The 26607-nt window shown below is 36.8% G+C and carries 19 protein-coding genes and 1 pseudogene; 16 read left to right on the top strand and 4 right to left on the bottom strand.

Annotation, left to right across the window (positions count from 1 at the left end; translation table 11 throughout):
* The 3 genes from FG382_RS18165 (at position 1) to FG382_RS18155 (ending at position 6598) form a co-directional block, all read left to right on the top strand.
* Positions 1–3060, top strand: a complete 3060-nt coding sequence (locus FG382_RS18165) for an MMPL family transporter (protein ID WP_142540304.1) — start codon at positions 1–3, stop codon at positions 3058–3060.
* A gap of 1145 nt (positions 3061–4205) precedes the next feature.
* Positions 4206–5123, top strand: a complete 918-nt coding sequence (locus FG382_RS18160) for a LysR family transcriptional regulator (protein ID WP_142540303.1) — start codon at positions 4206–4208, stop codon at positions 5121–5123.
* Between the two features lie 110 nt (positions 5124–5233).
* Positions 5234–6598 carry an MFS transporter gene (locus FG382_RS18155; protein ID WP_142540302.1) on the top strand — a complete coding sequence of 455 codons (1365 nt, stop codon included), beginning with the start codon at positions 5234–5236 and terminating at the stop codon, positions 6596–6598.
* A 123-nt stretch (positions 6599–6721) separates the two neighbouring features.
* Here the strand turns inward: FG382_RS18155 and FG382_RS18150 are convergent, their stop codons facing one another.
* Positions 6722–7996: an MFS transporter gene (locus FG382_RS18150; protein WP_142540301.1), complete on the bottom strand. Its 1275-nt coding sequence runs from the start codon at positions 7994–7996 to the stop codon at positions 6722–6724.
* 25 nt (positions 7997–8021) lie between these two features.
* Positions 8022–8524: pseudogene (locus FG382_RS18145) on the bottom strand (PaaI family thioesterase).
* A 198-nt stretch (positions 8525–8722) separates the two neighbouring features.
* On the opposite strand from FG382_RS18145, the gene FG382_RS18140 reads away from it, so the two are divergent.
* From FG382_RS18140 to FG382_RS18125, 4 genes are all read left to right on the top strand, one after another.
* Positions 8723–9628, top strand: coding sequence for a LysR family transcriptional regulator (locus tag FG382_RS18140; RefSeq protein WP_142540300.1), 906 nt, complete (start codon positions 8723–8725; stop codon positions 9626–9628).
* Positions 9629–10383: 755 nt separating this feature from the next.
* A complete protein-coding gene (locus FG382_RS18135) occupies positions 10384–11328 on the top strand; it encodes a DMT family transporter (protein ID WP_142540299.1) in 945 nt (314 codons plus the stop codon).
* Between the two features lie 206 nt (positions 11329–11534).
* The gene (locus tag FG382_RS18130; protein WP_142540298.1) at positions 11535–12719 is read left to right on the top strand and encodes a DHH family phosphoesterase; all 1185 of its coding nucleotides are present in this window, start codon (positions 11535–11537) and stop codon (positions 12717–12719) included.
* An 813-nt stretch (positions 12720–13532) separates the two neighbouring features.
* Complete coding sequence (locus FG382_RS18125) at positions 13533–14819, top strand: glycosyltransferase family 2 protein (protein ID WP_229677456.1); 1287 nt, start codon at positions 13533–13535, stop codon at positions 14817–14819.
* A gap of 121 nt (positions 14820–14940) precedes the next feature.
* Here the strand turns inward: FG382_RS18125 and FG382_RS18120 are convergent, their stop codons facing one another.
* The gene (locus FG382_RS18120) at positions 14941–15711 is read right to left on the bottom strand and encodes an SDR family NAD(P)-dependent oxidoreductase (protein WP_142540297.1); all 771 of its coding nucleotides are present in this window, start codon (positions 15709–15711) and stop codon (positions 14941–14943) included.
* Positions 15712–15865: 154 nt separating this feature from the next.
* On the opposite strand from FG382_RS18120, the gene FG382_RS18115 reads away from it, so the two are divergent.
* The 8 genes from FG382_RS18115 to phoU all read left to right on the top strand — a co-directional run bounded on the left by FG382_RS18115 (position 15866) and on the right by phoU (position 25301).
* A complete protein-coding gene (locus tag FG382_RS18115; RefSeq protein WP_142540296.1) occupies positions 15866–16456 on the top strand; it encodes a TetR/AcrR family transcriptional regulator in 591 nt (196 codons plus the stop codon).
* 23 nt (positions 16457–16479) lie between these two features.
* Entirely contained in the window at positions 16480–17532 is a 1053-nt protein-coding gene (locus tag FG382_RS18110) for an LLM class flavin-dependent oxidoreductase (protein WP_142540295.1), read from the top strand.
* A 177-nt stretch (positions 17533–17709) separates the two neighbouring features.
* A complete protein-coding gene (locus FG382_RS18105; RefSeq protein WP_142540294.1) occupies positions 17710–20067 on the top strand; it encodes a polyprenyl synthetase family protein in 2358 nt (785 codons plus the stop codon).
* Between the two features lie 1069 nt (positions 20068–21136).
* Positions 21137–21976, top strand: coding sequence for a phosphate ABC transporter substrate-binding protein (locus FG382_RS18100; RefSeq protein ID WP_142540293.1), 840 nt, complete (start codon positions 21137–21139; stop codon positions 21974–21976).
* A gap of 56 nt (positions 21977–22032) precedes the next feature.
* Positions 22033–22947, top strand: coding sequence for a phosphate ABC transporter permease subunit PstC (gene pstC, locus FG382_RS18095; RefSeq protein ID WP_229677455.1), 915 nt, complete (start codon positions 22033–22035; stop codon positions 22945–22947).
* 1 nt (position 22948) lies between these two features.
* Positions 22949–23776, top strand: coding sequence for a phosphate ABC transporter permease PstA (gene pstA, locus FG382_RS18090; protein WP_142540292.1), 828 nt, complete (start codon positions 22949–22951; stop codon positions 23774–23776).
* Positions 23777–23858: 82 nt separating this feature from the next.
* Positions 23859–24629 carry a phosphate ABC transporter ATP-binding protein PstB gene (pstB, locus tag FG382_RS18085; protein WP_142540291.1) on the top strand — a complete coding sequence of 257 codons (771 nt, stop codon included), beginning with the start codon at positions 23859–23861 and terminating at the stop codon, positions 24627–24629.
* Positions 24630–24641: 12 nt separating this feature from the next.
* On the top strand, positions 24642–25301 hold the full coding sequence (gene phoU, locus FG382_RS18080) for a phosphate signaling complex protein PhoU (protein ID WP_142540290.1): 660 nt from the start codon (positions 24642–24644) through the stop codon (positions 25299–25301).
* Positions 25302–25367: 66 nt separating this feature from the next.
* On the opposite strand, the gene FG382_RS18075 is transcribed toward phoU, so the two are convergent.
* Positions 25368–25862: a L,D-transpeptidase family protein gene (locus tag FG382_RS18075; RefSeq protein ID WP_142540337.1), complete on the bottom strand. Its 495-nt coding sequence runs from the start codon at positions 25860–25862 to the stop codon at positions 25368–25370.
* Positions 25863–26084: 222 nt separating this feature from the next.
* Between FG382_RS18075 and FG382_RS18070 the strand changes: the two genes are divergently transcribed.
* Complete coding sequence (locus tag FG382_RS18070) at positions 26085–26591, top strand: YehS family protein (protein ID WP_142540289.1); 507 nt, start codon at positions 26085–26087, stop codon at positions 26589–26591.
* The last annotated feature ends 16 nt before the right edge of the window (positions 26592–26607 follow it).

Below are 26607 nucleotides of genomic sequence, written 5' to 3'. Positions count from 1 at the left end.
GTGAAAAGTATTATAAAAGGACGTTGGGCTATTTTTGCCATTTGGCTTATTGCAACAATATTACTGACAGTCATTCAGCCCGACATCAATGCGATTTTACGACAGCAAGGGCAGGAAGGTACAAGTAGTGAGAGCCCATCTGTCATCGCAGGGGATATCTTAGACAAAATGAATACCACTGAAGGTACAGACAATCTCATTGTTTTTTATGATAAAGATAAAATATCAGATGAAGACATGAAGCAAATAGGGGAGTCAGTAGAGTCAATTCGTGATAGCAGTGCAGAACTTGGCGTCAACGAGATGATTGACCCATTCAGTATGCCAGACGCAAAAAGCGCTTTAGTTTCTGAAGATGGCACAACCTTAATGGTAAGCTATAAGCTCGATAAAAAAGGGCGAGAAATTGATGATATAAAAGAACAATTTGAAAGTAAACTGGAAGGTGTACCAGTTGATTATTATCTTAGTGGCGAAGATTTTATTAATAATGACTATCTAAAGGCATCACAAGCTGGTGTAGAAAAAAGTGCTGCATTGACTGTAATCTTTATTTTGGTAGTACTCATCATTGCTTTTAGATCCGTTGTTACACCCTTTATCTCTCTTATAGCGGTGGCATTTTCTTATCTTGTTTCGATGGGGATTGCCGCACAGTTAATTGATAAAGCAGGTTTCCCGATAACGAGTCTTACACAAATGCTTTTAGTGCTGATTCTTTTTGGGATTGGGACAGATTATAATATTCTTTTATTTAATAGATTTAAGGAAGAATTGGCGCATGGCCACTCAGTAGATGACTCGATCATTAATACGTATAAAACAGCAGGTAAAACAATTGCATATAGTATTCTTACTGTATTCATTGCATTCCTAGCACTCGTTTTCTCAGAATCACCAATCTATAAATCGGGTGTTGTCGTTGTCATAGGCGTCACCATATTATTGCTTCAAATTTTGACATTAACTCCTTTTATTATGAAAGTGTTAGGTAAGAAAATTTTCTGGCCATCCAAAAATGCTGGAGGACATAAAGAGAATAAATTCTGGGAGAAAACATCTTCCTTTGGTATAAAGCATCCTATTCTTATCACAGTGATTATTCTTTTAATTATTGGTCCGATGATCTTCTTCCATGAAGAAAAATTGAACTTTGATACTGTTGGGGAACTTGGAGATAGCTATCCTTCATCAAAAGCTATTAATCTAGTAGCCGAGCATTTTGGGAAAGGTCAAGCAATGCCTGCTACGGTAGTTATTGAAAGTGATGAACCAATGGATCAAAATGAAACGCTTGCTGTAGTTGATAACATTACAGAAAGATTGAAGGCGTTAAAAGGTGTGAAAATGGTTTCTTCGGTCACTCAGCCTCAAGGGGAGCAAATTGCTGACTTTTATGTCGACAGCCAAATGGGAAGTGTTACAGAAGGGATTTCCGAAACGCAAAATGGAGTAGACCAAATTTATAATGGGTTGGCAGAAGCCCAAAAAGGTCTTGAATCAGCCGACTTTTCTGAAGTAAATAAAATGGTCGATGGCACAACAAAACTCCAAGATGGTATGACAGCGTTAACAAGCGGATTAAAACAAATCCAAGCGGGGATCGATGATGGGACAAGTAATCCCCAAACGATTTATAATGGATTGTCTACTATTGAAACGAACCTCTCTGCTATGAGTAGTGGAGTATCCGTGCTAGCCGACAGTTATGAAAAAATGCAAGCTGGATACGCTGAGATGGGAACGCATTATCAAGATGCAGCAAAAGCATTACTTGGGGTTAAAGATGCACTGACGCAAATGAAATCTATGACAGATGCATTAGGTAGTAGTTATGCAGAGTCTAGTAGTGATGCAAATTTCCAGGCATTGAAACAAACGATCGATCAGCTGTCCACATCGTTAAACCAAATTACGCCAGAAAGTATGGCTGCCTTAAACGAAAACTATAATACGGTCACTGCAGGTTTTACTACTGCAAACAAAAACCTTGCAAATATGAGCAAAGGTTTAACTCAGATGGCAGATGGTTTGAAGAAGTTAAAGAACGGACTTGGACAAGCATCTTCAGGGATAAACACAATCGTTACGAATATGAATGCTGTCAATACTGGACTTGGTCAAATGAAAGCTGGTCAACAGCAGCTAGTAGAAGGTCTAAATGGATTCGGTGAATTCGGTAAAAAATTAACAGATGTAAACGATGGATTACAAGGCATTTCAGATGGACTTGGACAAACAAATGGATATTTAACTCAGTTAAATACAAATAAGACATTTTTTATCCCAGAAGAAGCATTAACAAACGAGGAATTCAAAAAATCGTTAGATGCCTTCATGTCGGAAGATCGTAAAATCACTAAAATGACGATTGTTTTAAAGGATGATCCTTATTCTGACAAAGCATTGGCAACGATTAATCAAATCAATGATACACTTTCGGAAGGATTAAAAGGCACTGTACTTTCCGATGCGAAAAGTGGAACAGTAGGAACTAGTGCAACCACGAATGATATGAATGATGTCTTATCAAGAGATTTAAGTAGAACAACTGTTATCGTTATTATTGGTGTATTGCTTGTCTTATTCTTGGTGATTCGTTCATTCTGGACACCGGTATTTATTACGGCATCCCTAGTTGGAGCGTACTATACAGCGATGTTCCTTATCAATTTTATTTTCCTAAATCTGTTAGGATACGCGGGAATTTCATCCTTTGTACCATTCTTCTCCTTTATTATCATTGTGGCTCTGGGAGTAGACTATAGCATATTCTTGATGATGCGCTTTAAGGAATATCCAGATCTATCTCCAAAAGAAGCCATTGTGTTAGCATCTAAGCATACTGGCGGTGTCATCATCTCAGCTGTGATAATACTTGGCGGTACTTTTGCAACATTAATACCAGCCGGAATTATCCTGTTAACGGAATTAGCGATTGCAGTCATTACAGGGCTGATTGTGCTATGCTTTGTTTTATTGCCACTCTTTGTTCCGGCATTGATGGCTTTACCAGATGCAGTAGCAAATTTATTTTCTAAGGAAAAAAAGAGAATATAAGATTGTAGTAAAGAAGGGAATTAATCATTTTTATTAAATGATTAATTTCTTTCTTTTTTTGATTTAGGAAATAATAAAATATATGTTATAAACGATAAAACTTTTTATAATATAAGATATTTAGTTCATTGTAACGCGTTAGATTTATCATCAGTTCATGTGCATTATAGGGATAATGCGTCGTAAAGCCCTATTAGGTGGCCGCTAAGATTTTCGCTACAATCGTACGCTTTCCGCCGGGTAAGCGATGAGCTATCCCCGCCGCTTAGGCGTACGTTGGGCTGTCTCATTTTGCTCACTTATCCGGCTGGAGTCGACGCTTGCAGCGAAAATCAATGGAAATCACTTGCTTATTCAATATTTGCTTGCTAATCAGCTTCAAATCTTACAATATATGGTTGAACGAGACAATACCCACCGCCAACGAGATAAACTAGTCTTTGAACACGACAATGTACACCCCGAACGTGACAATAAGTCAGCTGAACACGACAAACTAGTCGAGCAGATGCCGGCCAGGCGAGTTCGGCGGGCTTTTAGGTTTATTATCCCTATAATATGTCGAAATCATAGTCGTCTCAATCTAAGTAAACTTGCTATTGTAAGAAATTAGTTGCTTTCAATGGCAATTTAGTTGCTCTCGCGCTGGTTTGGTAGCTTTCGGAGCAGAATTAGTTGCTTTCAATGAACGATTTGTTGCCCTAAGCTATTTATTGGGTTAAAGTAACCGAAAAATTGTAGTTGGTTTTATTTTTTTGCAAGTCAATACGGAGTAAGTAAGCAAGCTCCATTGGATTTACGCAGCAGGGAGGCGACTCCAGTAGGATCAAGTGAGTAAAATGAGACTTCACAACGTACGCGCGTAGGCGCGGCAGTGAAGGCTCATCGCTCACCCTACGGAAAGCGTCCACCCTGCTGCGAAAATCCCTGCGGACACTTTATACAACTCACTAAGACGCATTTTCCCTATAATGTAGAACATTCCCTTCATTGTTCCTCATGTCATATCCATTAGTGACAGGTGCTTTCATTTTGGTCGGTTTAAGAGATCTATAAAACTCGTTATGTGTTTTGAGGTTGCAAGAGTTGCACTAATTGAAGTACATTGAAGATTAGAAAATTGTATTGGAATGAGGCATAAATCAATGACATTACAACAGTTAAAATATGTAATTGAAGTGGCAAGAAGTCGTTCTATCAGTAAAGCTGCACAAAATTTATTTATTAGTCAGCCAAGTCTTTCGAATGCGCTGAAAGAGTTAGAGAATGAAATAGGAATTGTGATTTTTATGCGAACGAATAAGGGAATCATCATCACCACTGAAGGGGCAGAGTTTTTAGGTTATGCCAGGCAAGTAGTGGAACAAGCGGAACTTCTAGAGAATCGATATTCCAATTCGCAATCATTGCAACAGCACTTCTCTGTATCGGCTCAGCATTATGCATTTGCGGTAAGTGCATTTGTACGCTTGCTAAAAGAATACAATCGAGATGAGTATGAATTCACGTTAAGAGAAACAAAGACTTATGAAATAATTGAAGATGTGAAAAATCTTCGTAGTGAAATTGGTATTTTATATGTAAATGATTTCAATAAAAAAGTAATTCATAAATTTCTTAGAGAAGGTAATCTCCTTTTTCAAAAGCTATTTGAAGCAAAGCCACATGTATTTATTAGCTCACGAAATCCACTTGCCAAGCAAGAATTTGTGACATTAACAGATTTACTTCCTTATCCGTATCTTTCTTTCGAACAAGGGGACTATAATTCTTTTTACTTTTCGGAGGAAATTTTAAGTACAATTTCTAGGCCTAAAAATATTACCGTTAGTGATCGGGCAACGCTCTTTAATTTATTGATTGGATTAAATGGTTATACAATTTCAACAGGTGTGATTAGTCATGAATTAAATAGTAAAGATATCGTATCCATTCCTTTACTTGTAGATGAACGAATTACCGTTGGGTATATTACACATAAAAATGTAAAACAAAGTCCATTAGCTAGTATTTATATCGAGTATTTAAAAGAAACTATTACTGAAGAACAAATCCAGGTATAGCTTTAAACTATAGCTAGTGATACATTTTATGTGTTATATGCAAGCAGTTTTATCATGCTACAATCTCTTTACATTACATATCAAATTAATTTTGCATTGGAGAGGTTGTCATGAATAAAGTGAACCCTATTGAAATAGTTAATCAGAGTAGATTAAAAGGTTTTCATTACATTGTGATTCTATGTTTATTTTTTATCATGATGTTCGATGGCTACGATGTTGTTATTTATGGTGCGACTATTCCTTTGTTAAAGGCAGATTGGGGAATTACAGATATAGTAGCAGGTTCGATTGGTAGTTATACGACAATTGGTACGGCAATTGGTGCTGTTTTGTTTGGATTGTATGCAGATCGCTTTGGGAAAAAACGCATTATTATTTTTACCACTTTCTTATTTAGTTTCTTTACATTATTATCTGGGTTTGCACCGACGCCTATATTTTTTGTTATTTGTCGTGTTATAGCAGGGTTAGGATTTGGTGGGGTAATGCCTAATATCGCTGCTTTAATCTCAGAATACGCTCCAGCCAAATACCGTGCTGCTATTATTTCATTTATTTTTTGCGGTTATTGTATTGGTGCCATTACTGCCTCATTTAGTGGGCAAATGTTTCTCGAAGAATTGGGTTGGCAGCCAGTCTATTGGATTGGTGGATTACCACTACTTTTACTGCCATTTGTTATACGTATTCTTCCGGAATCAATTAGTTCTTTAATGAAACAAAAAGATACAAAACGTCTTGTCACTATTCTACGAAAAATAGAACCAACGCTTTCGAAAGATATACAATTTACATACGACCAACAGGAGCAGCTACAAAAATCATCGGTTCGTGATCTGTTTAAAAATAAGCTCGCTTTAAGTACGATGATGTTCTGGCTCTCTTGCTTCTGTACATTCATCTTAATGTATTCTTTAAATACATGGCTTCCAACTTTAATGATGCATGCTGGCTATGATTTAAAATCTAGTCTCTTATTTGTAGCAGTATTACAAATAGGCGCTATTATTGGAACGATGATATTCGGAACCCTTATTCGATTTGTTGGTTTCAAACGTGTACTTATTCCGCTGTATATAGTAGGAGCTGTGGCATTGGTGATGATTGGCTACTCGAAAAATATTTATATAGCGTATGGGCTAATTGCACTTATAGGAGCAGCTACAGTAGGTTTGCAAAACATGTCTAATGCCTATGTGGCGGAATATTATTCAGTAGATGTTCGAGCAGCAGCTCTCGGCAGTACAATGGCTTTTGGACGGATCGGTTCCATTGTTGCCCCAACTTATATGGGCATTCTATTAACGTTTAATCTCCAACCACAATTTAACTTTTTTGCAATCAGTATTGCTGCCATTTTTGGCGCAATAGCTATGAGTTTTATTCGTGAAGATCGTGCAGATTATGCGAAAGAGAAGCAAGTAACAGCCAAAAAAGTCACGGTGTTAAAATCTTCTACGAATAGATTATAAGACATAAAAAACATCAAAAAACGAGGAATGCACTGTGAAGGTACGTTGTTCTCGTTTTTTGGTGTCAATAAACATAGGAGCAAAGCCATTATTCATTATGTGATTCCGAGTGCTTTTATATTATTAGGAAGATGTTGTTCTACTGCCTATAAGTTTATATTGTTTTATTTTTTGCAGTTTGATTTTTTCAGGGATTAGGTATGAAATAATGCTCGCAATTATTAATGTGACTGACGCTAAGCCGAATGAAAATAAATGTGTCCCAAAGACCTCATAGCCCCACCCTCCAAGAAATGAAGAGATGGCTCCTCCTATTTGATGCCCAAGATATGCCCAACCATAAAGCACGCCAAGTAGCTTGACGCCAAAAAGCTCTCCTAAAATAGCGGAGGACATCGCTATACTCCCAGACCACACTAATCCACCCAACGCTGCCACTAAGTAAAGTTGCCATGTATTTTGTGAAAATACCAAGCCTAAAAAACCTAAACCACGTATAAAATAAATAATAAATAGTAGCTTACGTTTAGAGAAACGATCGGCAATGGAGGCTAAAACAAGTGTACTAAATATCGCAACTAGCCCAATCATTCCTACTCCAAATGATGCAGTAGTAGGTTCAAAATGATGGTCTATTAACATTGGAACTGCATGGGAGCCTAGTAAGTTCATACTGAACCCGCAAGCAAATAATCCGGCTACAATTTGCCAATATGCTTTTGTGCGAATAGCATCTCTTAAAGTGAGCTTGGGTGTATTCTCATCAGTAGAAGACTTAGTGCTTGAAGAAGCTTCTTTTAAATCAGCCCCCTCTGGAACATCTTCTTTAAAAATGAAAATGGCAGCAGGAACTATTATTATGATAAAAATGAAAGCAAAAATAGACAGAGTGCTTCGCCAGCCAATAGAATCAATCATAAAAGTAGCTAATGGATTAAATATAGCTATGCCAGCCATCGAACCAGTGGAGAGAGAGAATAAAGCCTTGCCTCTTTGACGAACAAACCAACGACTGATAAGTGGAGTTACTGCAACTGGACTAGTAAATGCAAGGCCGAATGATAGTAACACACCATACATGAAGAAAAAAATCCAGACATTGTTTGTTAACACAGTTCCCAAAACGGATAACTCTATGATTACAAGCCCAAGCAGGAGAACAAATTTAGTACTATATTTTCCACAAAGGTATCCTGCTAAAGGCATTCCAACTCCATACATAATCATACTCACAGAAATTATCAAGGATATGAATGTTCGTGTTAAGCTTAAATCTTCCATCATTGGTAATACAAATGGGCCTATCCCTAAACGCAGTCCTACCGTTAACATGGTAATGATCATGCTTACAATAATAATATACCAACCGAAATAAATTCCTTGTAGCTTTTGAATCATTGAATGTACCCTCTTTCTGGCACGCTTAATTTCTCGGGAAAACATATTCCTGCCTAAATGTTTTTGGCATTAAAACAGCTACTACTTCTCCAGTGACGACAAGGTTGTCTCCTGCAAATACCTCCGTGTAGACTTTATATTTTTTTGGATGGATTTCTTCTACTGTACCAATTGCTTTTAATGGTTCTCAAAAGGCGTCGGATGTTTGAAATCTACTTTTAGTGAACCTGTCACAAATCTAGGTGGATTAACTCCATCTCCAATGTCATTACCATTCTTTCGATGGAGATACATAGATGCTGACCCGGTCCCGTGACAATCTATTAACGATGCTAGTAAACCACCATAAATAAAGCCGGGAATACCTCCAGAATGCTCTGGGCGAGGTGTATAAATTGTTATTGTTTTTTCCTCAATCCACCCTGTTCGAAGATGGTAACCGCTTTCGTTTAAACGACCGCACCCATAACACCATGCAAAATCATCTGGGTAATCATCTTGAATTGCTTTTGTTACTTTCTCCTCCATATAAAACCCTCCTAAATTAAAATGGTGAAATTTGTTTATAATGCTAGCGATTTAAACACTGAATACAACGAACAAAAAGGAATGCTTTCCCCTTTCTTGATTAAATTATAGCCCTGTGTAATTGATAAGAAAAAGATATTTATGTTATCGTACTTATAAGATTTACTTATATCATGAAAATAGGTGGTCGTTGAATCTATGGAGCTTAGACAGTTAGCTTATTTTGTCGAAGTGGCAAGGCTAAAAAATTTTACAAAAGCAGCAGAACGGCTAAGAATAGCTCAACCAGCGCTTTCTCAGCAGATAAAAAAATTGGAACAAGAACTAGGCATTAAGCTTTTTAAACGAACAGGAAGAGGGATAACACTGACGGAGGGCGGGGAACAATTCTTTATAGGTGCTGAAAAGATCCTAGCAGAGGCACAAATGGCGAAGGACTCTGTTAAGGGATTTATAAACTTCCCGCAGGGCAAAATTATGGTAGGAGCATTAGAGTCTTTAGTACAAACTAGGCTGCCGAGCTTGCTGACAGCATTTAGTAAGGAGCATCCCGGGATAAAAGTGTTTATACGGGAGAATACAACTGAACCATTGTTGGAGGCTCTAAAAAAGGGAGAATTAGATCTTGCACTGGCTCATTCGGAAGTTATTCACACAAATACAGATTTAATTCCACCAAAAGGGCTTTACTCAAAACCTCTATATAAAGATGAACTAGTGCTGGTCGTCGCAGAAGGACATCCACTGGAGAAGCGAAAAACAATTTCTATTAGAGAGCTTAGGGATGAATCATTCGTATCTTTTAAGGAAGGATCCGGAATTCGTTCTCAACTACTCGTGACGTGCAATAGAGAAGGCTTTGAGCCACTTATTACCTATGAATGTGCCTCACCGCGGACACTGGTAGCAGAGGGGCTAGGTGTTTCAGTGCTTCCGCGATTAATGGCGGAGTCTCCAGGTCCTTCTATTTCTATTTTAAAATTAGATCCGCCATTATCCCGTTTGGTTTCAGTATTTTATATGGAGGGACGCTATCTCTCACCGTGCGCTAAGGCTTTTTTGCGTTTTATGGAAAGCTACTTTATTTCCGAAAAAGAATTTTAGAATACTAGAAGAATATATTAGATTTCAATCTAACACGTGATGAAGCTAAGAGAATTTCTTTTAGCTTTTTTGATTCGGAAAAATGAACTACATAAACTGTTTCACCTGCTATTTTAAATACATTTATGTACAATCTCTAAATGTACATAAATAAGAAATTTACTTTCGTTGTTCATTTATCAGCAGAAAAAAGGGAATTGAGCGTTTATTTTATTCTATTTTGTTTGGACGTATAATCTCTACTCATGAATGGCAAATTAAAAATAAAAAGAAACTTCACTCAGTGGGAGTGGAGGTTTTCCGATGCACAGGACGTGCTAGTGCGGACGTCGCGTATTTAGTCTGCTTTCCTCCACTAATTGTTAGTTAAACCAATCAGGCTTTTACGGGCAGTTGATCTCCCCACTTATCTTTTCGCTTTTCTTCAATCTCGAAGTGGGAGTCTTACTGCCCGTTAATGCGGGATAAAGTGAAACTTCAATCAGTGGGGTTTTTTCATCCCCCACTGATTGTTAGTTAAACCAATCGGGCTTTTACGGGCAGTTGATCTCCCCACTATCTTTTCGCTTTTCTTCAATCTCGAAGTGGGAGTCTTACTGCCCGTTAATGCGGGATAAATTGTAAGGCAGTACAAAGAATGTTAAACAATGAAAACGTATTTTGTTTTTCTATTGGGCATGGGTGACTGCTCATTTTATTTTATCTTTCCCCTTTTGCAACATTCTTAAAATCAGATATCCAAAGAGGTGAGATAGGTGACTAAAAAAAGTGTTAAAGAAGTTAGGAAGGGTATAGGATTAGGGGCTACTTCCGCTATTGCGTGGGGAGTAGATACAGTAATCATTGGTTTTATCATAGCTAGTACACCATTTAAAGAAGCAGTTATGCTTGCTCCAATTATTGCCGCATTTATGCATGATTTTTTCTCTTCACTGTGGATCTCATTACTTATGATTGTTAAGGGCGAATTTATAAATGTCTTAAAGCTATTCAAAACAAAGAGCGGTGCGATTTTGGTATTAGGAGCATTATCTGGTGGGCCTTTGGCGATGAGTTTTTATTTTCTTGGTATTCAGTATGCCGGAGTAACTTATGCAGCAAGTATTGCTTCTATATTTCCAGGAATAGGGGCAGTACTTGCCTTCTTTTTTTTGAAGGAAAAAATGATTAAAAGAACTTGGTTTGGTGTTGGTTTAAGTATCATAGGGGTTATTGTATTGGCTTATGTGCCAACCAAGTTTGACGCTGAAAGCAACTTTATCATCGGAATATTATTTGCATTAGGGGCAGCTATATTTTGGGGAATTGAAGGAGTAATCGGCGCTTGGGGAATGAGAGGTAGAGATGTCATTCCGCTATATGCAATTAATATAAGGCAAATAACTTCTGCTCTTAGTTATGGGATAATCATAATACCATTTATTCATGGTTATCCTTTAGTATTTGAAGCAGCGACATCTAATATCCTATGGGTCATTGTTATAGCCGGTTTTTTAGGAACTGCTAATTATTCCTTATACTATTCCTCCATTAATATAATTGGGGCTGCTAGAGGGCAATCACTCAACAATACGTATGTTTTTTGGGCAATCGTAACCGAGATTGTGTTTATTGGTACCCCAGTTAATTTACAATTTGTCTTAGGAGCGATCATTGTACTTTTAGGTTCTATCCTCGTATCAGGAAATCTAAAAAAGTAAAGAAATGATTAAAAACAAAACAGTGATTGTAAGCACGCCATAAACATTTAGTCTGCTGCTTAGTTTGAGTGGTGACACCCTAAAAGCAACTTTTATCTTTAAGTTAATTTATGTCAGGGAATCTGTATGTTATCAATACATGCGGATTCCTTTTTTTGATTATAAATTATAGGGGGAAAAACCATACTACCATGGAGGTGAAGAGGATGTATAAATTATTGTCCCACAATGATTTGGATGGTGTCGGATGTGGTATTTTAGCAAAACTTGCTTTTGGTAAGCAAGTGAAGGTGCGATATAATTCCATAGGTTCGCTTAATCGGGAGATTGAATTTTTTTTAGAAAATGATCATCCAGAAACGTTTCTATTTATTACTGATTTATCTCCCAATAAAGATAATGAAAAAAAGCTGGATGATTTTTATCAGAAGAAAGGGAAAGTCCAACTAATAGATCATCACAAAACGGCAATACATTTTAATGAGTATGAGTGGGGCTTGGTCTTAGTGGAGGAAGATGAAGGCAAACTAACTTCAGCTACGTCCTTATTTTATCAATATCTCGTTGAGCAAAGCTTCTTGGAAGAAAAGGATGCTATTAGTGAATTTGTTGAGTTAGTTCGGCAATACGATACTTGGGAGTGGGAGAAGAATGAAAACAATCAAGCTCATTCACTAAATTCACTCTTCTATTTAGTATCTATTGAAGATTTTGAAGAAAAGATGATTGACCGGCTTCTTACAAGTGAGCATTTTGATTTTGATGAATTTGAAAAGAAAATGTTGGACATGGAAGAGGATAAAATAGAACGTTATATTCGAAGGAAAAAAAGAGAAATTGTACAGTCAAACGCTGGGGATTACATTGCCGGTATAGTTTATGCAGAATCCTATCATTCCGAGCTAGGTAATGAACTAGGAAAAGAATATGCTCATCTCGATTATATCGCTATATTAAATATGGGCGGAAAGCGAATATCGTTGCGTACAATACATGATCATATAGATGTGTCTGAAATCGCAGGATATTTTGGTGGTGGCGGACATCAGAAAGCGTCCGGTTGTTCTTTAACAGATGAAGCATATAAGCAGTTTGTCTTAGATACCTTTCATTTGGAGCCAATGCAAGAAGATGCCAAAAGAAACCGCTATAATTTGAAGCATTCTTCGTTCGGTTCGCTTTATAAAAATAGAAGGGAAGATATTTTTCTTCTATATCAAGCAAATGAGCAGCACTGGTTGATTGAAAAAAATAAAACTTTAATGGAACAAATCTTTACCAGTTTTGAAGAAAGTGAGCAATTTCTAAAACGAAATTATGAAGTATGGTTAGTAAGAGATGACCAGTTTGTTGAGTATTTAATGAATGTAGTTAAACATAATAAGTTTTAAAACAATAATAGCCATACACTGTATGAAGTATTTAATTTATTCCTGGGATCGAAATTAGATTTCAGGATTTTTTGTATTTCGCCAGCTAGTCGATGAAATGAATGACGAGACGATGATTTGTATAATGAATTGCTAAATGAATTCCCGATGTGGCTGAGGGAGGCTAGGGAAAAAAGGGTATTAAAATAAATTGTAGTTGCTTAGATCTTTCGAGCAAGAAAATGGTATTCAGAGAGATTTTAATAAACTCTCGGATACCTTTTTTCTTTTAATAATGTACTAGAATGCTTCGTTATTTCCTCCATAGAATAATTTTAATAAGCTATTCAGCGCTTATATCCTTGCTACCTCTTCATTAGCTGATCTACTTCACACATCCCTGCGCTTCTTCTTCAAGCAAAAGCAAATTGAATATGAGGACAATGACTAGTTTTCGCTTTTTATGATAACACTGTTATTAGGATCTTTTGTAAGCCCTTGGAAAATGCTCATTGTTAGGATAATGCATTTTTACTTATGAACTTATACATTAACATTTTTCTTGTTGTTTATAAATTGAAATAGTTGGGTATATCATACTAGCTTCTAGATTTAACAATAACCTCAATTTTAAAATCTGGGATTTAACAAATAAATACTAAAAGTTTACGAAGACTTAACATAGTCTTAATTCGATATGTAAATTGATGTAATATACTTATTTTTTAAAGGGTAGTCAAACTAGAGTGGACGCCTTTTAAATATGCATAAATTTACGGAAAGAAGCCGAAAAAAGTTAAAAATAAAATGAAACATCATTGGGGGGATCGGCTTTTGGGATCGCAGCTATTAAATTTTATTAATGATTTTAATTTGTTTATGTTCCTATTATTTGCATTAATGTATTCCTATCAGATTGTATACATGTTTGTTGCGTTTAAGACCAAAAAAAATAAAAAACTGACGTTGGAAAATGATCATCCTAACAAATACGCGGTAATTATCGCAGCTAGAAATGAAGAGCTAGTTATTGGACAATTGATCCAAAGCATTAAGAACCAGAAGTACCCTAAGGATTTGATTGATATTTTTGTGGTAGCAGACAACTGTACCGACAACACAGCCAAGGTTGCAGAAAGAGCCGGGGCAATCGTCAGAGAACGCTTCAATAACGTTCATGTTGGAAAAGGATATGCTCTCAACTATATGATTAAAGTTATCGAAAGCGAATATTCAGCTAAAGAATATAAAGGATATTTTGTGTTTGATGCCGACAATCTCCTAGATGAGAACTATATAAATGAGATGAATAAAACTTTCAATAAAGGATACAGAGTAATTACCAGCTATAGAAACTCCAAAAACTATGATCAAAACTGGATTTCTGCAGGATATGGACTATGGTTCATACATGAAGCTGAATACCTGAACCTCCCTAGGATGGTTCTTAACTCCAGTTGTGCGGTTTCTGGAACTGGATTTCTAGTACATGCAAACTTGATCAAAGAAAATGGAGGGTGGATTCACCATCTTCTGACAGAGGATATCGAGTTTTCTGTTTCTCAGATTATTAAAGGCGAAAAGTTTGGATACTGTAGAAACGCTATGTTCTATGATGAGCAACCTGTCACTTTTGAACAGTCGTGGCATCAGAGATTACGATGGGCGAAAGGGTTTTACCAGGTTTTTGCTAAATATGGCAGTGGCTTGATCCGGAATATTTTTCTTGGGAGGCTTAACAAGTTTTCCTGTTTCGATATGACAATGACGATTATGCCTGCCATGCTCATTTCCAGTATCAGTATGATGGTGAATGGATCTTTTTACTTAGCTGGTATACTCGGATTATTTGATGGGAAAGAGATAATCCATACAACTACTATGGTTTTCTTGAACTCCTTTGTTTGGTATTATGGCATACTGTTTACACTTGGATTCATTACAACTGTGACGGAATGGAAAAAGATTCATTGTCCTGCGTGGAAAAAGATTGCTTATACATTCACTTTTCCGTTATTTATGTTTACGTATATTCCAATTTCGATCGTTGCTCTTTTTAAGAAAGTTGAATGGAAACCAATCGCTCACACAGTAGTAAAATCCATTGATGAAGTACGATAATAGATACGATTAATTCAATGAGTTATCCATTTAAAGTGGTAATTAAATATTTATCTAAAATAACCCCAATTGGTAGTCGTGAAACTAACAATTGGGGTTGTGATTGTTTAAGTAGAGTATTTTAGCGAGATGTATATCCAGCATCTGCGTGAATAGTTGTACCTGTCACATAACTAGATGCATCGGAAGCCAACCATAGGGACGCTTGCGCAATTTCCTCTGGTTGTCCAAAACGATTTAATAAGCTAAGTTGTGGAGCATATTCTTCTTCCGTAAAACCAAATTGTTCTAATGCTCCTCTAAGCATTGGTGTATCAATTGCACCTGGAGCAACTGAGTTAACACGGATCTTATGTGGACCATTTTCCATTGCAGCTACTTTGGTCATACCAACTACTGCATGTTTCGCTGCAACATATGCAATGTTTTTAGGTTGCGGGCGGAAGCCGCTCACAGATGAAATATTGATAATAGAGCCGCCTTCACCTTGTGTAAGCATTTGCTGTAGCTCATATTTTAAGCAGAGTGCAGTACCTGTTAAATCGATTGAAATTAATCTATTGAAGTAATCTTCGTCGAATTCAGCTGCTAATTTGTCATCGGGTGTAAGTGCAGCGTTGTTTACAGCTACATCTAGACGTCCATATGTAGCAACTGTTTCTTTAATCATATTTTGTACTAATTCAGAGTTTGAAATATCTACTTTAACGAAGGTAGCTTCTCCACCATTTGCTTTAATCTCTTCTACAACTTCGCGACCTTTTTCTTCGTTAAAGTCGGCAACAACTACTTTTGCCTTTGCTTCTGCAAACAATTTAGCAGTTGCTTTCCCCATTCCCATTGCAGCACCTGTGATAATAGCAACTTTACCTTCTAATACTGGAAATGGCATATTGATTCCTCCTATAATACATATTTGTGTTATAAGTTCATTGTATATCTTAGAATAGAATAAACAATAAACAGCAGTTATCGTATTGTGCGATATTGAACAAACTGTCTGAATTTGTACGATAAAATTTAAATAATCATTAGGAGTAAAAGGTATGCATGAATACGTAGATAAGCGTGTACAACGTTCCAAAACAGCTCTGAAAGAAACGTTATTGAAATTATTAAAGGATAAAGATTTTCTTCAAATTACCATCTCGGAAATTGTAAAAGCTGCTAATTACAATCGAGGAACCTTTTATTCACATTATGCCTCTAAGGAAGAATTACTTGATGAGATTATTGAAGATACTTTAGAAGAAATGACACGGCATATTCGTAAACCATATAAGAATCATGATAAAGTGAATATGAGAGAAATGCAGGCAGAGAATATTACGTTGTTTCATTATTTTAAGAACAATCAAGAACTCTTTTATACGCTGCTTAGTGAAAATATCCATTTAGATTTTCGTTATAAGCTAGCTAAACAAATTGAAAAGTTATTTTTAGCAGAATATCAATATGAGTTTTCGGAAGAGACTAAATTGGAACAAAAATGGTTGTATGTTTATAGAGCCAATGGGGTAGCAGCAGTTATTTTACGTTGGATTGAAGATGGTTTTCAAGAATCCCCAGTATTTATGGCAGAGCAGATAATTGCTTTGATGATTACTGGAACCGATATTTTTTATGTGAAAGATTAGTAAGTAAAAGGGAGAGAAGTCATATGGAAATCGGAATTACAACATTTGTAGAAACGACGCCAGATGTGGAAACAGGAAAAGTAACTAGTCATGCAGAGCGTATTCGCGAAGTAGTAGAGGAAATTGTATTGGCGGATCAAGTTGGATTAGATGTATTTGGTGTAGGCGAACATCATCGGAAAGATTATGCTGCTTCTGCACCTGCGGTTATACTAGCTGCAGCAGCATCTCAAACAAGCCGTATTAGATTAACAAGTGCGGTAACAGTTTTATCCTCAGACGATCCAGTACGAGTATTCCAAGAATTTGCGACGTTAGATGCGATTTCAAATGGCCGTGCAGAGATTATGGCTGGACGAGGCTCTTTTATCGAATCATTTCCTCTGTTTGGATATGATTTAAAAGATTACGATGAATTATACAATGAGAAGCTAGATTTATTATTGAAAATACGAGAGTCAGAAATGATTACTTGGAGCGGAGAGCATCGAGCAGCAATTCATAATCGAGGCGTATATCCACGTCCTGTTCAACATCCTCTACCGGTTTGGATTGCTAGTGGTGGAACTCCACAATCTGTTGCTCGTGCAGGTGTTCTTGGATTACCGCTAGTTTTAGCTATTATAGGTGGTAGTCCACTCCAGTTTGCACCACTTGTACAACTTTATAAGAATGCTGCAGAGCAGGCAGGACACGACGTTTCGAAGCTGACGGTTGCGTCGCACTCACACGGATTCGTTGGTGAAAATACCGAAAGTGCAGCAGATAAATTTTTCCCATCTACCCAAGCTGCTATGAATGTTTTAGGTAGAGAACGTGGATGGGGGCCTTATACTCGTGCAACGTTTGATCATGCCCGTAGCCTAGAAGGAGCTTTATATGTAGGGGATGCGCAAACGGTCGCTGAAAAAATTATTTTTCTCCGTAAGAACGTGGGTATCACACGCTTTATGCTTCACGTACCGGTTGGATCAATGCCTCATCATGAAGTTTTAAGAGCAATCGAACTTCTTGGGAAAGAAGTGGCACCATTAGTTCGAAGTGAAATAGAGCGGTGGGAAGCAGAAGAGCAATGAGAGTTTTAAGTTGAAATAATAAATGATAAAGGCTTGATTCTATAGAAATGGAGTCAAGCCTTACATTTTTACATATAAAAAGGAATTCTGAGATTCTTATAAGAATAGATTGTTAATTAGCAACTATTGTTTTTCCAGACGGTTAAGAGAGAACATAAAGTGAAGGTGTGTTGTGGAATGATCAAGGAGTTATTAATAAATGCTGATTCCTGCTATCGGCAAGCGGAGCAAAAGGCTGAACACTATTTTAAATCACTTTATGAACAAGTGGAGCAAAAGACGTATATCTCGACCTTAACGGAAGATATTCGATTGTGGAAACGCAATCATATTCATAATTATTCCTTGTTTTCACGTGGAAAAAGAAAGCCTGATCCTCGTCAATATCATCCTTATATCCAATGGCTGAATTACACAGGCAAACTTGATAACTATCTCAATCGAAGCATCTCCTATATTTTTATGCGTGATTTAGGCAAATCGCTTGATTCACCTGATACATTAAACAGAATTAAAAGCGTAGTAGAAAATTTAAAAATTGACCTCACTAAAGAAAATAAAAACAAGGCATTTAGTATGGCAGGGTTGTACCGTCTTGCTCAGAAAGAAGGAGTTGAATCGGGCTTAATTTGGGTACTAAACAAGTTAAAGACTGTATCTGAGAGCATTCCTAAAGGGATGGATGCTGAGCAGGCTCAGAGAAAGCTCATTAAAATAATTGCTGGTGTAATTATGCAAGAAATAGAAGAGATGAACGAGGAGACAACCTCTGAAGAACGTACTAGGAGACTTGATAAGGCTATTAGACTTGGCTACTCTTATGGACTAACTTATCCATTTATCGATGATCTTCTCGATGCGAAAATTTTATCAGATAATGAGGAAAAACAATATACGGATCTAATACGTACCGCTCTTACAACTGGGGTGGTCCCAGAATTTGGTGAGTGGATTGGGAACAATGTGGAATTGATGAGATATATTCATTCGGAACTTCGAGAAGCCTTTGATTATATAAGCGCCAATCAGCACCAAGAGACAAAAATAGGTTTTTTTGAGCAATCCTATGTGTTTTTTAATTCCCAGGAAGTGGACCGAGTAAAAAGTCTATCTAACGCAAATTATACGAATGAAGGGCTTTATATACCTGTCATATTAAAATCTTCCTCTTCCAGATTAATTGTTCGTTCAGTAATCGGTGCTTCTGAAGATAAGGAATTGGACAATCGAACGTTCTTTTATGGCATTTATAATCAGCTTGCGGATGATTTTGCTGATATGTTTGATGATTTGAAGGATGGTGCGGTAACTCCCTATACCTATTATTTGAAATATCACGAGTCACGTCCGGACCTTATCAATCCATTTGAACTGTATTGGACGGTAATTTCTAATTTAATTCATAATGTGTATAACTCAGATAGAAAGACTTGTGAGATTATATTGGATCGAGCTATAAATGGACTAAAACGTTATAAAGAACGAGTAGGGACTAAAAGATACAACGAAGTGATGGGGATATTTGCTAGCGGAGATCCAGCATTCAATAAGCTTATTCAAAATATAGTTCGAAAAGCAGATGATGTAGATTTCTTCGATAAACTACTACGCGATCATATGATTACCATTTTGAAAAATGAACGAATAGAAAAAGAAGAATTTATGAATATGATCAAAAGCTTACGCCATCAAATCAATGACATGCTAAACATTCCTAAAACGGAAAACATATTTTTAGCAGAAGACCAAATTATAAATGCTGCAAATTATAGTCTAGAGGGTGAAGGGAAACGCTTAAGACCAATACTAGCTTGGTTAATGGGTGTAAACGCCTATGGATTAAATAGATCAGCAATCGAGCCGCTATTAAAATCACTAGAATATATGCATACTGCATCTTTAATATTTGACGATCTGCCATCCCAGGATAATGCTTCCACACGTAGAGGACGTCGAACGCTACATGAGATGCAAAGCATTGCGGTGGCCGAATTAACCGGTCTATTTCTTACCCAAAAGGCTGTGGAGGAGCAGACATCTCTTCAACAGTTCGATTCGGATACTATACTAAAGCTAATAAAATATTCAGCCCAAACAACTGCGAATATGTGTAGAGGACAAACGATGGACTTGGAATCCAAAAGGATGCAACTGACACTGGAGCAGTTGAATGTGATGTGCTTTTATAAGACTGGCATAGGCTTCGAAGCTTCCTTAATCATGCCTGCAATTCTTGCAAAGGTAAATGAAGGAGAAATGGATGCTCTGAAAAAATTTGCCCGTCATGCAGGTATTGCTTTTCAGATAAAGGATGATTTACTAGATGTGGAAGGCGATACTAGCTTACTCGGTAAACCTATTGGCCAGGATGCGGAAAACAATAGTTCCACTTTCGTATCGATACTTGGGCAAGAAGATGCAGAAAAAGAGATGTGGGAAAATTATTGTCTAGCTATGGAAGCTTTGCAAGAAGTACCTCGTAATGCACCATTCTTAAAGCATTTACTGGATTATATTATAAACCGGGATCATTAAAGCGTTAAAAACTCGAAAATTCAACTTTGAATTTTCGAGTTTTTTTATTGGTTGGGAGACTAGACAGGTGGATTACTTTTTTCAAGTAGCATAAGGAACGGCATGTTTTAATTTAATCGTGGTATAGGGAAAATACAGCGTAGAAAGTTCTATTAGGTGACCGCTATGATTTTCACTGCAGTCGTACGCTTTCCGTGGGGTGAGCGATGAGCCATTCCCGCCGCTTTGGGCGTCGTTGGAATGGCTCATTAGCCCAAGGAACAAAGGCTACGAGCACCACATCGTGTGGCAACGCCTTTGAAACCAACGTCCTGTTGGCCTACATAGGAGTCGACGCTAGGAGCGAAAATCAATTATAACTGCTTGTTTTTTCATTATCGGCTTGCTAAAAACCAACTATTAAACAGTTTCTCAACTGGGTAAATCCAATAAATGGTGTACTGCGACAATATCCACTGTGACTGCGATAAACTAGCCCCTGAACACGACAAAGCCGACAAAGTAGATGCTTTTTGTAAAGCAATCCCCAATAATGCGCCATTATTCTTTGCGTCTCACTCCAAGTTAACTTGTTTTATGAATAATTGGTTGCTCTCAGGGGTAATTTGGTTGCTTTCACTGCTGTTTGGTTGCCCTTATCTATTTCTGGAAATTCTTATTCTGCAACTACTTAATTGGAGGGATTTAGTGCGGCTCGTTGCTCGCCCTCAGAAAGCGAAGCGCGCCGTGCCAAATTCCTATTGGTCACCTAATAAAATTTCTTACGTCGCAGTTTCCCTATAATGTGCGTTATTCATTTTATCGTATTTAGCACTTTTGTTCTTGTTGAGCTTAATAGTTAGAAGGCTTTTGTCAATAAATGGTAATTCATATATGAAAGATTTAAACTCATCCTAATATATCTATCGTTCACAATATTTTAAAAATACTTAACATTAAACAAGTTGTTTTTAATAATATTTACAAAACCTTTACAAATAACATGAACAAAATTTACACTGTGCATTTATTCTACTATTAGACAAATTACGACATAGAAAGTTTTTAACCTATTTCTTGGAGGTATGAAATGATCAAGTGGAAACATACAAAATTGGCGTTATCAATAGTTGCTATACTCACAATCCTATCAGCATGTTCAGATAATAATGATTCAACAGGGGCAGACGGTGGAAGTGGTGCTACAGTATCTATTTCAGGATCTACATCTGTAGGACCACTAGCGGAGAAGTTAGCAGCGAAATACTCAGAGACAGATAATACAAATATTGAGATAAATCAAATTGGTTCTTCTGCTGGAATTACTAATGCAATTAGCGGTGTGTCGGAGATTGGGATGTCCTCCCGGGATTTAAAAGAAGAGGAAATAGCGAGTGGTTTGAATGAGGTTGTTATTGCTTACGATGGCATTGTAGTAGTGACTCATCCAACTAACAAAGTAAAAGATCTTACGATGGAGCAAGTTAAACAGATTTTTACAGGTGAAGTAACGAACTGGAGTGAACTAGGTGGAGATGACATGGAAATCGTAGTTGTCTCTCGTGAGGATGGGTCGGGTTCGCGTGATGCATTCCAAGAAATTGTTGACTACAGCTCGGGTGAGTTAATAAGAAACGCAATTATCGCAAGTGGTAATGGGAATATTAAAACAACCGTTGCGAACAATAAACATGCTGTTGGTTTTATATCATTTGAATATATAGATGAAACGATTTCAACCATTGATATTAATGGTGTAGAGGCGAATGCAGCGAATGTTTTGCAAGAAAAATACAGCTTATCTAGACCTTTCTTGTTTGTCTATAAAGAAGGACAATTAACAGATGCTGGACAACGATTTATAGATTTTATTTTAAGTGAAGACGGACAGCTCATTGCGGAAGAAGCAGGAGCTATCCGAGTAAAATAAATAACCATTAAAAGGAAGACAACAACATAATTTTGACTTAATTTTGGAGGTATAAGGTGTCTATCCCAACAACTAACAAGCAAACCGTAGAAATCGGTAAAGCAAATAAAAGGAAGTATATGCTAGAGAAGCTATCTTCAAGAATTTTCTTGATTTGTGCACTTCTCTCCGTCATAACTTTATTGTTAATAATTGGATTTGTATTTTATAAAGGAGCTCATCCCTTTGTAGCTGAAGGCTATAGTTTTATAAACTTTATTTTTGGTACTGATTGGGTACCTAGTGAAGATAAATTTGGTATATTCCCAATGATTGTTGCATCTATTTTTGCAACAATTGGAGCATTAATCATTGGTGTTCCTATTGGCTTATTTACAGCTATTTTCTTGGCGGAAATTGCCTCTAAAAGGTTAGCTAAAATTATTTCACCGGCAATTCAGTTGCTAGCAGGTATACCGTCCGTATTATATGGTGTGTTTGGACTTGCAATTATCGTTCCATTTTTACAAAATACGTTTGGTTTAGTTAAAGGACAAAGCTTGATAGCTGTGATTCTTGTGTTGGCGATCATGATGTTACCAACTATTGTCACTGTGGCAGAGACGGCAATTCGAGCAGTACCCCAAACATATCGTGAAGGCTCATATGCTTTAGGAGTATCACAAATTGGTACCATCTTTAAAGTTATTGTACCAGCGGCTAAATCAGGTATTATGACGGCAATCGTATTAGGTTTAGGACGAGCAATAGGGGAGACGATGGCAGTAATATTGGTAGCTGGAAATAGTTTAATCGTTCCAACTAGCCTAACGGATAGTGTTCGTCCACTAACGACAAACATCGCATTAGAAATGGGTTATGCGTTTGGTACACATCAAGAAATGTTATTTGCTACAGGAATTGTTTTATTCTCATTTATATTAATTTTGAATTTTGTGCTGGCAAAAATAAGTGCGAAGGGAGGTAACTAAGATGAGACATTTTAAAGATAGCTTGTTACGTGCTCTATTATGGTTATCAGCATTCTTATCGGTTGCCATCCTCGTGATGATCGTTGGATTTATCTTTTACAAAGGAATTGGTTTAATAAGCTTTAATTTCATCTTTGGAGATTATTCTCCAACTGGTGATGGCGGTATTTGGCCAATGATTATCACAACTATATATACAGTGCTCATCTCATTGGTTATTGCAACACCTATTGGAATATTAGCAGCTGTTTATTTGCAAGAATATGCTAAACAAGGACGGTTAGTTAGACTAATACGCTTTGCAACAGAAAGTTTAACAGGAATTCCTTCTATCATTTATGGTTTGTTTGGAGCGGTATTCTTTGTAACAACATTAAAATTAGGTATGTCGATATTAGCTGCTTCCTTAACCTTAACGATTATCGTATTGCCTGTAATCATACGAACAACAGAGGAAGCATTAAAAACAGTACCACGTTCGTATCGTGAAGGTTCTTTAGCCCTTGGAACAACAAAGCTACAAACATTATATAAAGTAATTTTACCGAGTTCCATGCCGGGAATTTTATCTGGTATTATCCTTTCCGTTGGCCGAATTGTGGGAGAATCAGCTGCCATATTCTTAACTGCTGGGACTGTAGCAGCGATGCCAGAGAGTATTCTATCATCAGCTAGGACTTTAACTGTTCACTCTTATTTAGTAACACAAGAGTCAGGTGACATTGAGCTTGCGGCAGCAGTTGGTATTGTCTTAATAGTAATTATTTTAGCGATCAATCTTTCAGCGACTTATATCTCGAAAAAATTTAACAAAGCAACCAATAAATAAATGTATGTTAAAGAGTGATGGAGTCTTAGATTTTATTGAGCTAGTGACCAAAAAAAATCAAGTAGGGAAGGTATTTTAGCAGATGGAGCAACGTAAAGAAGGTACATCGATCATTAATGTAAGAGATTTGAATTTATTTTATGGAGAGAAACAAGCTTTATTCGGAGTCGATCTTGCTATCCTTGAAAAAGAGGTAACTGCTTTAATCGGCCCTTCAGGCTGTGGTAAATCGACTTTTTTACGAACATTAAATCGGATGAATGATTTAATAGACGGAGTGAAAATTACAGGTGATATAGTCATTGATCATGAAGACATTTATAAAACGAATGATGTGATCAAACTAAGAACAAAAGTAGGAATGGTATTTCAGAAACCAAATTTATTCCCAATGAGTATTTATGACAATGTTGCCTACGGACCAAGAATGCAAGGCATTAAAAATAAAAAAGAATTAAATAAAATTGTGGAAGAGAGTCTACGCAGCGCAGCAATTTGGGATGAAGTACAAGATCGTCTTAAAACATCAGCACTAGGTTTGTCTGGCGGCCAGCAACAACGTGTGTGTATTGCTCGTGCTATTGCGATGAAGCCGGATATTATACTAATGGACGAGCCTACATCTGCATTAGACCCAATTTCTACGTTAAAAATAGAAGAACTAATAACCAACATGAAAAAAGATTACACAATTGTCATTGTTACACATAACATGCAACAAGCTGCAAGAGTATCTGATAAAACAGCCTTTTTCTTAAATGGAGAAGTTGTGGAATATGATGATACCGATAATATTTTCTCTACACCACAAGATCAACGAACAGAAGATTATGTAACAGGCCGATTTGGATAATGGAGGTAGCAAATGGGAGTCCGTGTAAACTTCGAGAATAATTTAGAGGAATTAAAAAGTAAAATCACTGAAATGGCTGAACTATCAGTTGTTGCTCTAGAAAGAGCTTTTACTGCTTTAAAAACACAAGATGTGGAGATTGCATTAAAAGTTATTGAGGGAGATACTGCTATTGATAATCTTGAAATGGATATTAACCAGTTCGCCATATGGCTTATGGCTAAAGAAGCACCTGTTTCAAGAGATTTAAGGGAAATTATCGGGGTACTTAAAATTTCATCCGAAATTGAACGAGTTGCGGATTTTGCAGTGAACATTGCAAAAGCAACTATTAAGATTGGTAATACTACATCTTTACTGGAGATTACGCATCTAGAGAAGATGAAAGAAATATCAATTGAGATGCTCCGAAAAGCACTACAATCTTTTTTAGAGGAAAATATCCTCTTTGCAAAAGAAGTTGGTGACTTAGAGGAGGAAGTGGATCAATATAGTGGCGAAACATATAAGAAACTGACAGCTTATTTAAGTGAACATCCAGAAGAGACCAATCAGCTTGTACAATTATTATTTGTAAATCGTTTTCTTGAAAGAACAGCAGACCATATAACGAATATCGCTGAAAGTACAGCATATTTGATAAAAGGTCAAATATACGATTTCAACTCCTAACACTTAGGAAACTAAATAAAAAACTGGAGGAGAAGATGAATAATTTTCTCCTCCAGTTTTTTTATATTATGGCCGGATAGAAACCGGAGTTCCTATTGGAATAATACGTGCTAATTCCTCCACGTCTTTATTGTGCATGCGAATACAACCACGTGAGACTGCTTTACCAATGGAACTGGGATCATTGGTGCCGTGGATCCCGTAGTGCTCTTTTGATAAACTCATCCACATTGTGCCGAATGGTCCACCAGGATTAGGCGCTTTATTTATAATGATAAAATCTCCTACAGGTGTATTGTACACTATTCTTCCAACAGCAATTGGGTACTCTTTTTGTAAAATACCGTCTCTTAGTAAGCGTAGTCGACGATTGTTTATGGAAACCTCCATACGATATGGAAGCGTATTCGGGTCTGGATAGCCAGGTATAACAATGGATTGACCAATGAAAAGTACATTCGGATTAATGGATTGATTAGCACTAATGATTTTGGATAGAGGTGCACGATAGTCTCTGGCTATTTGACTCAGTGTTTCACCTCGTTGAACAGTATGAATCAGAATAAACACCTCCGTTATATTTTGTTGAAGTAATACAGTATATGCTAATTATCAAAAGTGCTTCATCCGTAGAGGTTGGAAGAACTACTCGCTGATTGCAGTATTCATGTTTCAGCTGTTTTAATAGCTGTATTTACAGTTTCTCTGCTATAATTTATTAACTAACAACTCAGCAAGCAACACAACATGAGATGACTGGTCATAATAGTAGGAGGCTTTTAAATGGATAACAACGATATATTAATTCGACTAAGGTATGCATTAGATATAAAAGACAAAGATATGATGGAGATATTTAATCTTGGTGGTATAGAAGTATCGAAAGAGGAACTATCAAAAATACTGACAAAATCAAAAGATGAATTCTATGATGACATAGATGTGGAAGAAACCGATGATCAAATAAAATGTACACATAAGATGTTGGATTCCTTTTTAAATGGTTTTATTACTTTTAAACGAGGTAAACAAGATCCAAAACCCGGTCAACCTGAAAATCCCGCACCTCCCGAAAGAAACGCTAATAACATGCTACTTAAGAAATTGAAAGTAGCGCTTCAATTAACAACCGAAGATATGATAGCAATATTAGATGAAGGTGGCATTGTCGTTTCAAAGGGTGAGTTAGGAGCTATTTTACGTAAAGAAGGACATCGAAATTATAAAGTATGCGGTGATAATTTTGCGCGAAAATTTTTAAGAGGTTTAGCTGTGAAACATCGAGAATAAGCAAGCGGAAAAACAG

It is taken from the genome of Psychrobacillus lasiicapitis (assembly GCF_006861795.1).
GTDB lineage: Bacteria > Bacillota > Bacilli > Bacillales_A > Planococcaceae > Psychrobacillus > Psychrobacillus lasiicapitis.
The sequence above is the reverse complement of the archived record's forward strand: the minus strand, read 5'-3'. Positions and strand labels throughout refer to the sequence as shown.

Bases quoted from the DNA above. Each gene is read 5' to 3' on its own strand.
- FG382_RS18155 (WP_142540302.1), top strand. From the start codon at position 5,234: ATGAATAAAGTGAACCCTATTGAAATAGTTAATCAGAGTAGATTAAAA.
- FG382_RS18110 (WP_142540295.1), top strand. From the start codon at position 16,480: ATGGAAATCGGAATTACAACATTTGTAGAAACGACGCCAGATGTGGAA.
- FG382_RS18120 (WP_142540297.1), bottom strand. From the start codon at position 15,711: ATGCCATTTCCAGTATTAGAAGGTAAAGTTGCTATTATCACAGGTGCT.
- pstA (WP_142540292.1), top strand. From the start codon at position 22,949: ATGAGACATTTTAAAGATAGCTTGTTACGTGCTCTATTATGGTTATCA.
- FG382_RS18150 (WP_142540301.1), bottom strand. From the start codon at position 7,996: ATGATTCAAAAGCTACAAGGAATTTATTTCGGTTGGTATATTATTATT.
- FG382_RS18160 (WP_142540303.1), top strand. From the start codon at position 4,206: ATGACATTACAACAGTTAAAATATGTAATTGAAGTGGCAAGAAGTCGT.
- FG382_RS18115 (WP_142540296.1), top strand. From the start codon at position 15,866: ATGCATGAATACGTAGATAAGCGTGTACAACGTTCCAAAACAGCTCTG.
- phoU (WP_142540290.1), top strand. From the start codon at position 24,642: ATGGGAGTCCGTGTAAACTTCGAGAATAATTTAGAGGAATTAAAAAGT.
- FG382_RS18130 (WP_142540298.1), top strand. From the start codon at position 11,535: ATGTATAAATTATTGTCCCACAATGATTTGGATGGTGTCGGATGTGGT.
- FG382_RS18100 (WP_142540293.1), top strand. From the start codon at position 21,137: ATGATCAAGTGGAAACATACAAAATTGGCGTTATCAATAGTTGCTATA.
- FG382_RS18140 (WP_142540300.1), top strand. From the start codon at position 8,723: ATGGAGCTTAGACAGTTAGCTTATTTTGTCGAAGTGGCAAGGCTAAAA.
- FG382_RS18105 (WP_142540294.1), top strand. From the start codon at position 17,710: ATGATCAAGGAGTTATTAATAAATGCTGATTCCTGCTATCGGCAAGCG.
- pstB (WP_142540291.1), top strand. From the start codon at position 23,859: ATGGAGCAACGTAAAGAAGGTACATCGATCATTAATGTAAGAGATTTG.
- FG382_RS18070 (WP_142540289.1), top strand. From the start codon at position 26,085: ATGGATAACAACGATATATTAATTCGACTAAGGTATGCATTAGATATA.